We start from the raw sequence: 16,931 nt of genomic DNA, 5'->3' as shown, positions 1-16,931 counted from the left end.
TTACTAGCCCAAGACAATGAATGATCAATTGCCACATCTCAAATGCCCTGTGTGCGGCAAGCCGCTCAAACTCATGGAGCGCACCTTGAGATGTGAGCAAAACCATTGTTTTGATCGCGCTAAACAAGGTTACTTCAACCTACTTCTCAACCAAGATAAATCTAGCAAGAACCCTGGCGATACGATCGAGATGGTACAAGCTCGTCAACGGTTTCTAGCGCTTGGCCATTACCGAGCCATTGTTGATGCTTGTATTAGTCAAATAAGTCATCATGCGAAGTCGCACCAAGTGCCTACCATCACGTACACAGACATAGCCTGCGGTGAAGGCTACTACACTCAACAGTTCCATAATTTTCTAGCACGCGATATGTCTCTTGAATGCGCCTTAACTGGTATAGATATTTCTATACCAGCAATTCGCACAGCTGCCAAGCGAGTGAAAGAGGCAGCATGGTTAGTTGGCAATGCGTTTCGATTGCCCGTCTCAGATCATAGTCAGAGCCTTGTAACACATATGTTTTCACGTCCCTGTATGTCGGAAGCACGACGCATCATTATGAATGATGGGCTGCTTCTTGACGTGTCAGCAGGCGAAAACCATCTCATTGAATTGCGGAAGCACTTATACCCAGACGTAAAAATTAAAAAGCGGGTAGAGAAAACACCGATATCAAACGAGGATTTTGAATTACTCGAAGACCAACGCGTTTCTTATACCTTCACGCTCAACTCAAAAGACGCCATTCTTGACCTCATCACAATGACTCCACATGTTTGGCGTGCGCAACGCTCTGAGATCGAGCGCACCGCAGAATTGAGATCGCTTTCATTAAGCTGCGATGTATATGTTGCAAGCTATAAACCAAAGAATCATATAAATGGAAACTAGATTTAAGCTATTCTTTGTGTTCAGCGCACTCTTATTGATATCACTCTCTGGCTTAACCTACGCTGAGTTTTATATGGAAGATTCAGTGCAACAAGAACTAATTGGTCTAGTTTCATTAATAGCAGCAGCCCTATCGATATTTGGCGTTGTCGCTGCATATGTCATGATATTGTGGCAACGACTAAAACGCTTTTTCACTACGGATACACGACGATGACACAGCAACCCGATGTAGAGATTTATATAAAGAATGTTGTGCTCAACGACCTCGCTTCATGGCTCGCCGAAGTTTTTAGCGACACAGATATAAAACTGATCACTAATATCAAATTAGATAGCCCTAAGCCCGTCACTACGCATATATCTCTGGACGAACAACGCATTGAGTTAATGATAACTCCACGCGCAGCAGGAAAGGCTTACACAAGTATATGGTTTAAGAGCCAGAATACTCCGTGGGAAAGTGACCTAGTATGTGCTCATTCGGCGTTAACTAATATGGATACGGAAGTCAGATGTTCTGCAGAATCGTATACGGAATCAGAAGAAGAATTTAGTGAGAAATGGTGGAAACTTACAAGAGATTCAAAAGAATTAGTGGTTTGGGCTTAACTGCCTAGATTTAGCGTGAGCTCCCCACTCACACTAAATCTAGGCAATTACAGCAATTAGCCAGACACAGTATTTGTTATTTAACGACAGATACGTTGTCCGCCTGCTTACCTTTCTCACCAACAGAAATGTCAAAGCGAACATTCTGACCCTGACGCAAACTACGACGACCGCGACCACGAATAGATCTAAAGTGCACGAAGATGTCATCACCTGACTCTGTTGTAATAAACCCAAAGCCTTTATTTACGTTGAACCATTTTACGCTTCCGTAATTTGAGCCTTCATCACCGCCAACTTCGTCATCGGCATCATCACAAGGCTGAGAGCGAACATCTGAGTCAAAAAACAAACTCGAAATCACTGACGCAACTAAAAATAAAACGAATGCTGCCGCGTAGAAAGCCATTCCATTAGACGTATTTAAAAAATCAATTGCTGATTGTTCGCTTGCGAACACATCCAAACGTGAGCCGGCTAAGAATATAAGGAAAGGAAACGGAAGCGCGACCAAGGCACTAATCGTTATCTTCTTAAACATGAAAATATCTCTTTTAAAATTGTTAGCATTATTAATAAGCTACAGATGTAACGTAGCTCAAAGATTTGTTGCCAAGACAACTGCTACATTGAATCACAATATGTTTTTATATAAAACTGCGATTTGTCCAACCTTTCAATTCATTAATCGCTACGACCATAATAAAAGGACTCGCCGCCAATCATGCGTATTTTCGCCGCTTGTTTAGCGCTTATTTTTAGCGCCTCTATCTCCGCATTTGAGCACTTCTCAATCACGCGTGACTGGCAAACGATTGAAGGGCAATACTCTAAGGTTACTTACCCAAAAACTAGAGAGAAAGAAGCCCTGCATGCTCTTGCGTCTGCGGATAATGTACTGCCTCAACTTAGTGACTATTTATCTTGGACACCCTTCGACAAAGTCGAAATCGTATTAAGCGATCAAAGTAGCTCAGCGAATGGTTACGCAACGCCTTTCCCTTATAACCGAAGCGTATTATTTCTCGCATTGCCCTCTGGTGTTAGCGAGCTTCAAGACTACGATAACTGGTTAGACTTACTGATCCTGCACGAGATGACCCATATTATCCATCTCGATAAAACACGTGATGCGGCGAGTTACCCGCGTTACATATTCGGACGAAATATCTTTTCTTTCCCAAACATATTTTTATCTACCTTTTTTAAAGAAGGCCTAGCTACTTACGCAGAAACATCTTTAGATAAAAACGTGGGAAGAGGACAAAGCGCCTACTACGATATGGTGATGCGAACCGAAGTCGAATCAGGTCTCTTACCCTTAGGCAAAATTCAACAAAGCACTAGGGATTGGCCGTTCAACAAAAGCTATAGCTACGGCGTAAAGTTCTATCAATTTTTAGAGTCGAAATACGGTCCAGATAGCATTCCACGGTATGTTGAAGCAACAAGTGGAAGGCTGATTCCTTTTCTCGTCGATGGCCCAGCGAAATTCGCAACATTTTCAGACGGGTTAAAAGAGCTGTGGGCCGAATATTTAACCTGGCTTGAGCTCGAGTATTCACAAACAGTTGAGGTAAGAACCGCTAATCAAACGACTTTTTCTCCTGTTACAAATACTGGTTACATCAATAGGAGTCCTTATTTTGGTGAAGACGGTTCACTGTATTTCATCGCGTTTGATCCTTATGGCCCGAGCACGCTGTCTGTTTCAAAAGACGGAGAGATTCACTCACTAGAACAAACACAATCAACCGCACAGATCGTGTATGTTGACGCAGACCACGTATTTTATATACAACCAAGCCCTTGCGGCCACCACGCAACGAGCAATGCACTCTATGTTTACAACATTGAACTAGGCAAAGCCTCACAAATAAAAGATTGTACGGGCTACAACAGCGCCGCATTTTTTCAGACCAATGACAAGCTAACGCTAGCAGCTGTGAAATCAGATGGCTTAATTAAATCTTTAGTGACCGCTGAGTTTATTAATGGCAATTTGGAAAACGAACGAACTCTATATACGCCAAACTCATATGAAAACTTAGCCACGCCCTTATGGAAAGACGCTAATACAATCTTATTGACGCGAAAGCCACCATCACAGCCATGGCAGCTAGTTGAATATAGTTTGAATGGCCAGTCTTTAAACATCGTATTGAGCGAAGCGAACACCAATATATTTGAAATCTACGCCGGCCCTACCTCACAAAACGTCATACTGAGCAGCGATAAAAATGGATTTATAGAGTTATGGTCATATCATCTAGAACAACAGTCACTGAACCCTTTGACGATCAGTATTGGGGGCGCGAGTTCGGGATCATATAGCGCTCAAACTGGACAGCTCGCCTATCGCTATTACAGCGACAAGGGATGGGACATCGTATCAACCGACTATAAAGAATTATCTCCTGTCATTAATGCGGAAAAGAGCGCGGAGAGAAATGCGGAGAAAACCGCGGAAAGTAACCCAGAAAACAACGCCATGCCAGGTACAGTTCAATCACCTCATTCATACAAGGGCTTAGAATTAGATACAAGCTCGCATCAAGATCGTGAACATAAACCCCTCTTACAACACGACTACAATCCGCTTGAAAGTATTGCACCCCAGTCTTGGTTTTTTGGTTTCACTAGCGACAACACCAACACCACAGCCTCAATCATTCTTAACGGGCGCGATGTCTTAAATTTTCATAACTGGGGGCTTATCGCGGGTAGAGATTTCGACAACGACTTAAATGTCTTTTCTGGCGCTTATACCTTATACAACCATCTCACTGCATTGTACTCACGTGCATACGATTACACCGAAGGCAGCGCCTCGGGGCCCCCAGCCTTCGTAGACAAAGCGCGCCTCATAGAAGACCAAGAAGACAGCGCGTTACTGGCGCATAAAACATGGCGTTTTGATTTTTCCCAATTGACCCTTACTGGAGGTGTAAACAATTATCAGCGCACCCTCGAGGATCAGTTCACCAACACCCAGCAATCAATCCACGTCGAAACATTAGGGCTTAGCGCGATATACAACAACGCCATTCAAGCTTTATATGGGGTTAGCCCAGCGCACGGTCGCACCATTCAACTCAACATCGAACGAGATCGTGTCGAGATAAATTCTGGTGATCAGTCATATGGAAACGTTTGGATCCTTGATTGGCGCGAGTACATCGCACTCTATGGCCCACATACACTAGCCTTGCGCGCATTTATAGGTGAAGCGCAAACTGGAGCGGACTTCTTTGATTTAGGCGATAGCCCGTCCATCACCGCATTTAAACAAGGCTTGATTCACCAACGCGAAAAACCATTGCGAGGCTATCCAGATTCTGCACAAGAGCTTCGCGGCTTTAAGCCAAGTATTTATTCGGCCGATTACCGATTCCCTATCGCCTATGTCGACCAGGGAATCGACGCTTGGCCTATTGGTCTTCACACCATCTCTGGAGCGCTATTTTATGAATCCGGCACGCCAAACCGAGACAAATCAACGTTTGATGCCGCCGGAGTGGAGCTAAATGTCGGTCTAGATTTGGGTTACAGCGCGCTGCCGGTCGCATTGAGGCTCGGCACTGCATTTCCGTTTGACGAAACATCTACCGCACCGGACAAAGATCCAAATTATTACTTAGGGATCGGATACAGTCTCTAAGCTTTTATGGTTAGTTAATACGAAAATCGATTGTCTGCGCTGAGAAATAGTGCAGACATTCTCTCTTTTACCCCTGCTTAATACAGCCACTTTTCTTGAGCTCTTCAAGTTGACCAGCATCAAAGCCAAACTGACCTAGCACCTCATCGGTATGGGCTCCTAACGGTGCACCTAAACTTGGTTCTTGAACCCTATCAAATGGCAAAGCACTTGCAATTTGTTTCACGCTTTCACCGCTTTCTAATTGAACATCAATAAACATTTTCCGCGCCTTAAATTGAGGATGTTCAGCAGCTTCGTTCACTGTAATAACAGGCTCAACGCAAGCGTCTAGCTTGCCAAATATATCGATCCACTTGGCTTGCGTTTGCGCCGAAATCTTTTCTGCAATCGCTGCGCGCAAGGATGTCTGCGTCTCAGGTCTTTGATCGGCAATTTTTGATAACCAGTCACTAAGCTCCAATGTCTGCAATAAGCTCATTGCAAAATTAGGCTCTAAGCTACCGATCGAGATAAACTTGCCATCGGCTGTTTCATAATAATCATAGAATAAGCCTCCATTGAGCATTCCTGACCCTAACTCAGGATCCTGTCCGCTGACTAATGCCCCAGCACCGAACATGGTGTTAAGACTCAATGCAGCATCTGCCATTGATATATCTAAGTATGCACCCTTGCCTGTATTTGGGCGTGCGAGTAATGCAGCAAGAATAGACATCACCGCATGATGAGAGCCTCCGGCTATGTCAGCAATTTGTGTTGCAGAAAGTACCGGCCCCGTTTCCTTCCGTCCTGAATAGCTCGCCAGTCCCGATAAAGCTAAGTAATTGATATCATGCCCCGCCCTGTCCTTGTATGGGCCAGTTTGACCGTAGCCAGTAATTGAACAGTAAACGAGCTTTGGGTTAATTGACGACAAAACCTCATAATCTAGGCCAAGCCTTTGCATCACACCAGGGCGAAACTGCTCGATCACAACATCATAATCAGAAATCAATTTCTCGATGATTGATTTGGCAGCAGGATTCTTTAAATCGATCGCAATCGACTTTTTGTTACGATTAATCGATGCGTGCGCCGCCGACACCTTCGCTTTACCTTGACCGACCATAGGCGGCATCACTTTCAATAAGTCAGGCCGATTTGGCGCCTCGATTCTCAGCACCTCGGCTCCCATATCAGCAAGTAACTGAGTTGCGTAAGGACCAGGTAACAAAGTTGAAAAATCTAGGACGCGGACGCCTTCTAATGGTAGGGACATATTCAATGGTAAGCTCTTGTGATTGTTTAAGGTTGCTGTCTTATTCTAGGAATACCGAGGTCAGAGTAATATTACTCTGACCCCAACATGACATCGTGTCTCACATACAAACGAAGATCAGACCATTGACCTTGCAATGATTAGCTTCATGATTTCATTCGTGCCTGCGTATATCTTTTGAACGCGCGCATCAGCATAAGCACGTGCAACCGGATATTCCCACATGTAGCCGTAACCGCCATGCAGTTGCAAACATTCATCTATCACATCACATTGAATTTCAGTGGTTAGATATTTAATCTTCGCCGCTGTCACTACATCCAACTTACCTTCAAGGTGAAGTTCCAAGCATTTATCTACAAAAACACGCACCATAGTGAGCGTTGAGGACATTTCAGCGAGTTTGAATTGAGTGTTCTGGAACGCCGAAATTGGTTTGCCGAAAGCTTTACGCTCTTTAACGTAAGCAAGCGTTTGTTTGAAGATTGACTCAGCATTAGCAATAGCATTCAAACCGACTGACAAACGCTCTTGTGGCAACTCTTGCATCAAGTAAATAAAGCCCATACCTTCAGCACCAAGTAAGTTTTCTTTCGGCACTTTTACATCTTGGAAGAATAACTCAGAAGTATCCTGAGCTTTCATACCAATCTTTTCTAAGTTCGTGCCTTTAGAAAATCCTGCTGAATCCGCATCAACTAGTAATAAGCTGGTGCCTTTTGCGCCGCCGTCTGGGTCAGTCTTCGCAACAACGATGTAAAGGTCTGCCAACTGGCCGTTAGTAATAAAGGTCTTCGATCCATTCAATACATAGTGATCCCCATCGAGCACAGCATTGGTCTTCACCCCCTGTAAGTCCGATCCCGTTCCCGGCTCAGTCATCGCAATCGCGGTGACAATCTCACCACTTACACATTTCGGAAGATATTTTTGCTTCTGTTCTTCCGTGCCGTAACGCTCGATATAAGGAACCGCGATATCCGAATGCAACCCAAAACCAATGCCACTTAGGCCAAGTTCTGCAACCACTTCATCTACGATCGCGTTATAACGAAAATCTGCGCCTACACCGCCGTATTCTTCGCCAACTGTTGGAGACAAATAGCCTTGCTGGCCAGCCTTCGTCCACAGTTCACGAGATACATGGCCGTCTTTTTCCCATTGGGCATGGTAAGGCACAGCCTCTTCTTCCAAGAACTTTCGAAGACTATCTCGAAACATCTCGTGTTCAGATTCATAAACAGTACGTGGGATCATGTTGAAACCTCTTTATAGCTTGGGGCGGAATGGATTATCTCGCCCCGTTTTATGTTTATTACCTTAATTATTCTTATTACTAGATGCCCAACGTGAGACGTCAGGCTTCTAGCACTAATCTTTAAATGTCTCACCTTTCTGAGCCATTTCTTTCAGTAACTCAGGAACTGCAAAGCGATCGCCAAATCGTTCGTGAAGTTCTTCGGCACGTTCCACGAATTCTGGCAGTCCAGTTTGGTTGATGAACTGTAAAATACCGCCAGTCCATACAGGATATCCAATCCCCATAATCGAACCGATATTTGCGTCACGCACAGAGGTAAGCACTTTCTCCTCAACACACCTAACCGTTTCAATCGCTTGAATATACAAAAGACGATCTTGCAGATCTTCGAGCGCAAACTCAGCGCTTTGACCAAACAACTCCATTAGACCAGACCACAGGTGTTTCTTGCCTGCTGCGGGGTATTCGTAAAAACCGCCACCAGCTAATTTGCCGGGACGACTCGCTTCTAGCATTTTGTCTACCACAGCATCTGCTGGGTGAACTTTATATTGTTTGCCCTCAGCCTCCATATCACGAATAGTTTGGTTACGAATTTTCTCGACCAAGGTCATGCTCACTTCATCTGTGACGGCAATTGGACCAACAGGGAAGCCAGATAAGAACGCCGCATTTTCGATGGCAGCTGCAGGTACACCCTCGCCCAACATAGCCATACCTTCATTTGCATAAGTGCCAAATACACGAGAGGTATAAAAACCACGGCTATCGTTCACAACAATAGGTACTTTCGCGATCTGCTGAACAAAGTCATAAGCTCGGGCTAAGGTTTCATCGGAAGTTTGCTGACCGCAGATAATTTCGACCAACGGCATCTTGTCGACTGGCGAGAAGAAATGCAGACCGATGAACTTTTCAGGACGCGCTGACGACTCAGCAAGACCTGTTATCGGTAAAGTTGATGTATTTGATGCAAAGACGCCTGTTTCGAGCATCTGCGCTTCAGCTTCTTGCGTTACCTTGGCCTTTAAACCACGATCTTCAAACACTGCTTCGATAATAATATCGCAGCCTTCTAAATCAGCGGCATCCGCAGTTGGATGAATGCGCGCCAAGGTCGCATCGCGCTTATCTGCACTCAAACGGCCTTTCTTAACTTTCTTATCAAGAATATTCTGACTGTACTCTTTACCTTTCTCTGCCGATTCTTGGCTGACATCTTTCAGAACAACCTCGATACCACGCGTTGATGCAGAATATGCAATACCAGCACCCATCATCCCTGCGCCAAGCACACCCAGCTTTTTGAATTTCGTTTTCTCAACACCCTCAGGACGTGCCGCACCAGCGTTGATTTCATTAAGCTGATACCAGAATGTATTAATCATGTTTTTAGAAACCTGACCACATACCAACTCAACGAAATAACGCGTCTCTATGCGCATTGCTGAGTCGATATCCACCTGAAGACTTTCTACCATCACAGACAAGATCGCTTCAGGTGCAGGCAAAACACCTTTCGTTTTGTCACGCATCATTGCCGGTGCTATCGGTAGCATCTTCGCAAGCGCAGGATTAGTTGGTTTACCGCCAGGTACTTTATAGCCTTTCACATCATACGGCTGCTGAACTTTCGGATTTGCTTTGATAAATGCAATCGCTGTATCGACGAGCTCGTCTTCAGACGCGACGATCTCATCAATCAACCCCAGCTCTTTACCTTTCTCTGGCTTAAACTGCTTGCCTTCTGTTAGGTATGGCAAAGCAGCTTGCAGACCAAGCAATCGTGACATGCGCACAACACCACCGCCACCTGGCAGCAAGCCAAGCGTCACTTCAGGTAAGCCGAGCTTCACGCCTTCGCTGACAGATATTCTGTGATGACAGGCAAGTGCTAATTCCCAACCGCCACCAAGCGCTGCACCATTAATACAGGCAACAACCGGTTTGCCACAGGTTTCGAGATAACGCATCGACACTTTAATGCTCTGTACCATGTCGTATAACTGCTGCGCATTTTCTCGCTGTGTCACGAACAAATCATCAAGATTACCGCCGGCAAAAAATGTTGTCTTATTCGAACGGAACAACACGCCATCAAAGTCATCACCTATAAGCTGTTCAACTGCAGCAACCATAGACTCTGTGAACTCTTGGTCCATCAAGTTGGCACCAGAATTTGGCTTATCAAGAATCAGGTGAACAATATTATTTTGATCTTTTTCGTAGATAACTGAACTCATGAAATTTTCCTTAAACCTTCTCTAATTCTTGTTCTCAAACACGTTCAATAATTGTCGCGATACCCATACCACCGCCTACACATAAGGTGGCCAGTCCGGTTTTCAAATCACGTGCCTCTAACTCATCGAGAAGTGTTCCAAGAATCATGGCGCCGGTAGCACCTAATGGATGCCCCATAGCAATTGAACCGCCATTCACGTTAACTTTGTCAGGGTTAACACCCATCTCATCAATAAAGCGCATCACTACTGAAGCGAAAGCTTCATTGACTTCAAATAAATCAATATCATCTACTGACATGCCTGCGACTTTCAGTGCTTTTCGAGCAGATGGTGCTGGACCTGTAAGCATAATGGTTGGGTCCGTACCAACTACTGCCGTAGAAACAATGCGAGCACGAGGTTTCATACCAAATTTCTCACCCGCTTCAGCGCTACCAATCAACACTGCCGCCGCGCCATCAACGATACCCGATGAATTACCCGGGCTATGAACGTGAGCAATATTTTCTACTTGTGGGTAGCGCTGACGTGCTACACCATCAAAGCCCATATCACCCATCATCTGGAACGAGGCTTTTAGCCCGCCTAAGGTTTCTAGATTACTATCTGCGCGAACAAGCTCATCATGAGCAAGTATCGTAATGCCATTGCGATCGGTCACTGGAATGACTGATTTACCGAAAGACCCGCGTTCCCACGCAGCCGCTGCTTTTTTATGAGAGTTCATGGCAAAGGTATCAACATCTTCGCGCGAATATCCGCCAAGCGTTGCGATTAAGTCAGCACCGATACCTTGAGGCATAAACCCTGTATCAAAGTTAGTCTCTGGGTCCATTGCCCAAGCACCACCATCACTACCCATTGGCACACGTGACATAGACTCAACGCCACCCGCGACAACAAGATTTTCCCAACCCGAACGAATCTTCATTGCAGCGGTATTTACGGCTTCTAAACCAGATGCACAGAAACGATTGAGCACAACACCAGCAACGTCCTCATCCCATCCCGCTGCAAGTGCAGCAGTTTTAGCGATGTCCGCGCCCTGATCACCAACCGCCGTCACACAGCCCATTACAATGTCATCTACATAATTTGTATCGAAACCATTGCGCTCTTGTAAGGTGTTTAATAAGTCGGACAGCAAAGTAACTGGTTTTACTTCATGAAGTGCGCCAGTCGCTTTCCCTCGACCACGAGGGGTACGAATAGCATCAAAAATCAGGGCTTCGTTTGTCATTATCTTTCATTCCTGTTGTATTGGATTCAAACCGATAATGACTATAAACAAGCAAGCGCTTGGCTCAATGATAAAACCTTACAAGCTTGTTGATCTTTTCTTACAGGTTTAACGAAAGCTAAAAGTTCGGTAAGACTAAGTTTCACAAATCAAAAATGACGCAAAACAGAAGTGAAATACTCTTACTTCGAAAGCACTGGAGAGAAAAATTGGATTTAATGAGATTCTGATTTTGGACTACGAAATGCGGTTGGACTTTGACCTGACCACTTCTTAAATGCACGAATAAACGCGGCAGGTTCAGAGAAGCCTAGCAACTCTGATAGTTGATTCACGGATATATCAGATGTCTTTAACAGTAAGAACGCCCGCTCCCGACGCACACTATCTTTGATCTCTTGAAAGCTGTGCCCTTCTTCTTTTAAGCGACGTCTGAGCGTATGTGTGGTTGTATTTAGATGTTCTGAAGTATCATCAAAACTTAGAGTTGATGACTTAGCATAAGCATCAATTAAAAGCCTTTTCACTTGTGCTGTGACGCTATCATCTGCCCTAAATTGCGTCAGCAAAGATTGAGGCGCGTGGCTGAGGAAATTTACAAGAGTATGCGGATCTTGCTTAATGGGTAATCCAAGCATTCGCTTGTTAAATGCAAAGACATTTCGCTCGACACCAAAGTTCAGTGCGCACGGAAACATCAGCGAAAATTCATCTGAATAACTAGGCTCGACAAACTGAAAATCGACCCTATCAAGCAACATTGGGCGATCAATCATCCAACAAGACAAACGAATCCATATCACGAACATAGAGGTAATAAAAAACACTTCATCTTCACCAAGGGGGTTATCCCAATCGAACACAAAGCGAGCCTCGTCGCCCTCTTCTTCTAAGGTCAAACGCAGATCATCCGTAAGCAAGGCGATATACCGAGCACTTCGAAGCAATCCTCTTCTGAGGTTAGGGGCAGAGATAAGGGCGTGACACATCATCGAAAACGTTCCGAGTTTGAGTCGGTGACTCAGAAAGCCGCCAGCCTCATCTTCCATGTAGCGCCACAAGGTAATTAAGAATACGCCAAGCTCCTCAAGGGGAAAGCGCGTACTGTCATCATCAATCTCAATCAAATCAAGCCAGTGCACAAGTCCGGCTTGCGCACACACGACTTCAAGATCAACCGCACGTTTACGAGGTGCGATAAGTAATGATCGAATGAGTTGAATGGGAACAGAATGCTGACGCTTCAAAATACACCTAGTTTTTATTCTATAAATCAAATAAGAACCTAGACCTGATGCCTAAGCTCTTACCATTCATTGTAAACAAACGCGCTCTAGTGTGAATGTGTTTTTAAAAACAATCGCTTGATATCTTCAACCACAAGATAGTTAATCGGCACTAATATCAGGGTAATACAGGTCGCGAACAAGATCCCAAAGCCCAAAGACACCGCCATAGGAATCAAGAACTGCGCTTGTGTCGATTTTTCAAACAACAAAGGCATTAAGCCGATAAAGGTTGTCAGTGACGTCAATATCACAGGCCTAAAGCGTGACGCTGCAGCAATGCGCACGGTATCATGAATCGCCATCCCCTCTGCGCGCTTTTTATTCACGAAATCAACGAGCACCAAGCTATCGTTCACCACAACACCGATAAGCGCGAGCATACCTAGCAAACTAATTAAGGTAAGATCCATTCCCATAATGAAATGGCCACCAATCGCGCCTATTGCCCCAAAGGGAATCACTGACATCACGATAAACGGTTGAAAGTAGGACTTGAACGGAATTGCCAATAAGCAGTACACGACAAATCCAACGAACAATAACCCATACTTCAAGCTTCCAAACGACTGACTTTGCTCTTTGGCCTCACCTTCTAACAAGTACGTAATTCCAGGATATGCAGCCAATTCAAGGTCTAAGAAATCTCTTAACTCTTGATTCAAAATCAACATGTTGGTGTTTTGCTTGTCGACATCAGCCTGCACATTGATCGTACGCTTACCGTCTTTACGAAGAATCGACAAGGGACTGATCGATGGAGACAGATCAGCAATCGCACCCAAGCGAACGCGTTCACCGGTAGGCGTCGTGATTAATACATCGCGCAATTTAGCGACACTCTGACGCTCGTCAATGGGATAACGCAATACAACCTTTATGTCATCTTGACCTCGTTGAATGCGCTGCACCTCGAGCCCAAAGAAGATATTCCTCACTTGTGATACAACTTGCTGCCTAGTCAATCCCAATACATGCGCTTCTTTGCGTAAATTGATGTCTAAGGCCTGCTTGCCATCAGAGAAGGTATCACTGACATCAAAGACACTAGGATAAGACGCGAGCTTTTCTTTCAATTTATCCGCGATTGCCGACAACTCATCGAAGTCATCACCACGCAATTCGATATCAATAGGATCACTGACACGACCAATTTCGGCGCGATAGGTCAGTCCGTCAGCACCAGGAATAGTACCTACGAGGCGGCGCCATTCATTGACCAGTTCTCGACTAGATATCGCCAGAGAGCGATCTTCAGGTGCTGTAATTTCAAACATTACCCGACCAATATTACTGCCTGATGAGCTACCCGCTGAGCCTGTTGTCGCCATAATGTTCTCGATAATCGATTCATCACTAACGGGGTCGATATACTTGTCTTGTAATACTTGTGCCTGCTCTAGCATGAAGACGACGTGCTGATCGGTAACAGGCGCTGGGGTGCCCGTTGGCATCGTTAACGAGGCTCTTGCCACTTCACTCTGCACTTTAGGGAAAAATATGAAACGCATTAAGCCTGAGCTCAGCGCACTGCTGAGTATGAAGAGTAAGCAAATAGCAAAGGTCAAACACGCATAGCGATACCGCAAGGCGACGCTAAGCATTGGCTGATAGAAGCGTAATACAAAGCGCTCAAACCCGATTGCAAAACGTTCCTGCAACGCTAGCAACTTACCCATTAAGGTATCGCTTTGAGAACGATGAATTCTGATGTTCTTGAGGTGCGCTGGGAGTATTAACTTCGATTCAATTAGTGAAAATAAAAGAATCGGTATGACCACCACAGGGATTGCAGCAAACAGTTGACCACGAACACCTTCAATAAAAGCAATGGGCATGAACGCAGCGATAGTGGTGAGGATCCCGAATGTCACCGGAACAGCAACTTCCTGCGTTCCATTGATCACGGCCTCGATACCGCTCTCGGATTTTCTGAGATGCGAGTAAATATTCTCGCCCGTGACAATCGCATCATCAACAACGATCCCCAGTATTAAGATGAAGCCAAATAACGAGATGATATTAATACTCACGCCAAAAAACGGCATGACAAAAAAGGCACCCATAAAGGTGACAGGAATACCGATACAAACCCAAAAAGCGATCGCGGGGCGTAAAAACAAGGTCAGCAGCAACATCACAAGAATACCGCCTTGTATCGCACTATCGCTTAAAGTCTTGAGACGCTTTTTCACGATATTAGACCGGTCTCGCCATGCGGTTAATTGCAACAACTGGTTTTGCTCTTCGCTGTGCGTTGCTATGTAGTTTTTTACCTTATCAGCAACTTCAATCGCGCTTTCGTCTCCAACGCGATATATCTCAATTAAGGCCGCTGGCTTACCGTTGAAACGCGTAATGATTACATCCTCAACAAAACCGTCGACAATATCTGCAACGTTACCCAAGCGAATGACTCCGCCAGTATTACTAGTACGGATAACAATACGGCTAAACTCATCCGCCCCATATGCCTGACCACTTGAGCGAAGCAATATGTCGCCACCGACTGTTTTGATTGCTCCAGCAGACAAATCGAGTGAGGCCTCACGTATGCGCGACGCGATTTCTTCAAGAGTAATGCCGTAACGTTCTATTACTTGCTCTCGCACATAGATGGACACTTCATAATCGCGCACACCATCGAGCTCAACCTGGCTTACACCACTAATTGCCAGTAAGTCGTCCCGAATACTAATCGCTTCTTGTCGCAATTCACGCTCTGCAAGATCACCGTATACAGCCAAGCCAATGACTTCACGTTGACGTTTCACCAAGGAGACAATCGGACGTTCCGCATCGGCAGGTAGATTGTTGACACTATCAATTCGATTTTTAACCTCAGCTAATAGCGTTTGAGGATCATATCGTTCATCGACTTCGATATTTACCTGAGCAACTCCTTCAGTCGAGCGACTCGACAATGCGGCGATACCTTCGAGATCATCAACCGCTTGCTCTAGTTTGGTTGATACAGAGCTTTCAATATCTTTTGGCAATGCCCCAGGCACGGCTACGCTCGCCTGAATAATTCGGGGTTCTATGCTAGGAAAAACTTCAAGAGGAATATTGAGTTTTAAAGAGCCCAATCCAATCAGAACGATTGTGAGCATCAATAAGTTTGCTGCGACACTATTGCGCGCGAACCAAGCAATCATTCAGCAACCTTTATCAACGTACCAGATGAAAGTTGACCCAATGCCGTAGTGATTAACATTTCACCCGCTTTAAGTCCCTCACCGATCACTGAATACGTATCGTCTTGATGAATAACCTTCACCATGCGTCGCTCAAGCCGATCTAATGAATCGCCTGTTGCTACATACACATATTCATTTTGATAGATCAATGAATTGGGAACGACGATAACGTCGCGCAGTACCTGCCCGGTAATTGTTGCTGACACATATTGATCAGGGAGCAATGCAAGGCGTTCTTCAGTTTGATCAAAGGGAGAATCTACCCTAGCGACGAGCGTAACCTGCTGAGTTTGCGTATCAACGCCGGCCTCTAATCTCAGGAATGTCGCAGGCCAAAGAACTTTGCTCTGATCTGAACTTGATAACAAAGTGTTTTCAATAACAATGGACAAGACCTCACCAAGGCTTCCTTCAGCGGCTAGTACATTCAACTCATTTGCGTTCACTGGTAGATTTACGATACCTGCATTCGTACTAAAACCTTCACCGAGCAAAGTATTAGTAGAGACCACCTCACCTTGCCTAACGTTTGCATTTCGTATCAAACCATCAAAGCCTGCGCGCACCTTCGTACGCTCAAGATTTAACTTAGCCGTATCAAGCGCAACCTTTGCCGCACTCAAACGTGATTCGGCTGCTTTAACATGGGGGATACGCAACACGTAATCTTGCGCTTTTTGATTTGGATTACGCTTATTCCAATCTGTCAGCGCTTGTTGCGCTCGGGCTTTTTCATCTTCTAGGTTAAGCTTCGACGCCGAAAGTTCAGCCTGAGCCTGAGCCACTGCGCTCAAGAAACTCACGTCATCAATAACCAGTAACACATCGTCTGAACGAACCCGCTCGCCATTTTTGAAGCGATGACTCTTGGTCACGACGTGCCCCGCAACAAGGGCATGAATCTTATAATCAAACTCAGGCTCGATAAGGCCAAAAGAACGAAGCTGCACTTGGTGGTCTTTTAGCTCAAGTTTTTCGACCGATACGGTCAATGCACGAGACTGCACAACAGCGCCGCTTGTCGCTTCAGGTTTGGATAAGCCAAACCAAAAAATCAACAAAAATGTGAGGGCGATAATGCCGAGAATGACGGTAACCTGTTTCATTTATTCTCCAACAAACACGCTCAAGCTTACGAGCTCGGGCCAAATGAAAAATCAAACTAAGAAAAATACGATAGACGTACAACTTAATCTTCGCTTAAGATTTGGCCACAAGTTAAAAACGATGCAGCCGTTTGGTCGTGATTTGCCTCAACTCCGAGTACAAATC

General features: G+C 45.1%; 12 protein-coding genes. 4 read left to right on the top strand and 8 right to left on the bottom strand.

Translation table 11 applies throughout. The features are described 5' to 3' along the window. Positions 1 to 16 precede the first annotated feature (16 nt). The 3 genes from A3762_RS04580 to A3762_RS04570 are packed head-to-tail and all read left to right on the top strand — an operon-like array spanning position 17 to position 1,504. Positions 17 to 892, top strand: a complete 876-nt coding sequence (locus A3762_RS04580) for a putative RNA methyltransferase (RefSeq protein ID WP_068754288.1) — start codon at positions 17 to 19, stop codon at positions 890 to 892. After that, complete coding sequence (locus A3762_RS04575) at positions 882 to 1,109, top strand: hypothetical protein (RefSeq protein WP_068476870.1); 228 nt, start codon at positions 882 to 884, stop codon at positions 1,107 to 1,109. Before A3762_RS04580 ends, A3762_RS04575 begins: the two co-directional genes overlap by 11 nt. Further along, positions 1,106 to 1,504 carry a hypothetical protein gene (locus A3762_RS04570; RefSeq protein WP_068754286.1) on the top strand — a complete coding sequence of 133 codons (399 nt, stop codon included), beginning with the start codon at positions 1,106 to 1,108 and terminating at the stop codon, positions 1,502 to 1,504. Before A3762_RS04575 ends, A3762_RS04570 begins: the two co-directional genes overlap by 4 nt. A gap of 76 nt (positions 1,505 to 1,580) precedes the next feature. Here A3762_RS04570 and A3762_RS28680 read toward each other — a convergent pair whose 3' ends face one another. Further along, on the bottom strand, positions 1,581 to 2,045 hold the full coding sequence (locus A3762_RS28680; RefSeq protein ID WP_068478434.1) for a cold-shock protein: 465 nt from the start codon (positions 2,043 to 2,045) through the stop codon (positions 1,581 to 1,583). Positions 2,046 to 2,228: 183 nt separating this feature from the next. On the opposite strand from A3762_RS28680, the gene A3762_RS04560 reads away from it, so the two are divergent. Continuing rightward, positions 2,229 to 5,165 (top strand): hypothetical protein, encoded by a 2,937-nt coding sequence (locus tag A3762_RS04560; protein WP_068478436.1) that lies wholly within the window; start codon positions 2,229 to 2,231, stop codon positions 5,163 to 5,165. Between the two features lie 67 nt (positions 5,166 to 5,232). Here the strand turns inward: A3762_RS04560 and A3762_RS04555 are convergent, their stop codons facing one another. The 7 genes from A3762_RS04555 to A3762_RS04525 form a co-directional block, all read right to left on the bottom strand. After that, complete coding sequence (locus A3762_RS04555) at positions 5,233 to 6,426, bottom strand: CaiB/BaiF CoA-transferase family protein (protein ID WP_068754284.1); 1,194 nt, start codon at positions 6,424 to 6,426, stop codon at positions 5,233 to 5,235. Positions 6,427 to 6,543: 117 nt separating this feature from the next. After that, positions 6,544 to 7,683 carry an acyl-CoA dehydrogenase family protein gene (locus A3762_RS04550; protein ID WP_068754282.1) on the bottom strand — a complete coding sequence of 380 codons (1,140 nt, stop codon included), beginning with the start codon at positions 7,681 to 7,683 and terminating at the stop codon, positions 6,544 to 6,546. Positions 7,684 to 7,797: 114 nt separating this feature from the next. After that, the gene (locus A3762_RS04545; protein WP_068754280.1) at positions 7,798 to 9,930 is read right to left on the bottom strand and encodes a 3-hydroxyacyl-CoA dehydrogenase NAD-binding domain-containing protein; all 2,133 of its coding nucleotides are present in this window, start codon (positions 9,928 to 9,930) and stop codon (positions 7,798 to 7,800) included. 34 nt (positions 9,931 to 9,964) lie between these two features. Beyond that, positions 9,965 to 11,173, bottom strand: a complete 1,209-nt coding sequence (locus A3762_RS04540; RefSeq protein ID WP_068754278.1) for an acetyl-CoA C-acetyltransferase — start codon at positions 11,171 to 11,173, stop codon at positions 9,965 to 9,967. A gap of 215 nt (positions 11,174 to 11,388) precedes the next feature. Then, on the bottom strand, positions 11,389 to 12,420 hold the full coding sequence (locus A3762_RS04535; RefSeq protein WP_068754276.1) for an AraC family transcriptional regulator: 1,032 nt from the start codon (positions 12,418 to 12,420) through the stop codon (positions 11,389 to 11,391). A gap of 86 nt (positions 12,421 to 12,506) precedes the next feature. Continuing rightward, positions 12,507 to 15,617 carry an efflux RND transporter permease subunit gene (locus A3762_RS04530; RefSeq protein ID WP_068754275.1) on the bottom strand — a complete coding sequence of 1,037 codons (3,111 nt, stop codon included), beginning with the start codon at positions 15,615 to 15,617 and terminating at the stop codon, positions 12,507 to 12,509. Continuing rightward, positions 15,614 to 16,765: an efflux RND transporter periplasmic adaptor subunit gene (locus A3762_RS04525; RefSeq protein WP_068754273.1), complete on the bottom strand. Its 1,152-nt coding sequence runs from the start codon at positions 16,763 to 16,765 to the stop codon at positions 15,614 to 15,616. Before A3762_RS04525 ends, A3762_RS04530 begins: the two co-directional genes overlap by 4 nt. Between the last annotated feature and the right edge of the window lie 166 nt (positions 16,766 to 16,931).

Source organism: Oleiphilus sp. HI0125 (assembly GCF_001635355.1).
Note: the sequence above shows the minus strand (reverse complement) of the source record. Positions and strands in the feature narration are given on the sequence as shown.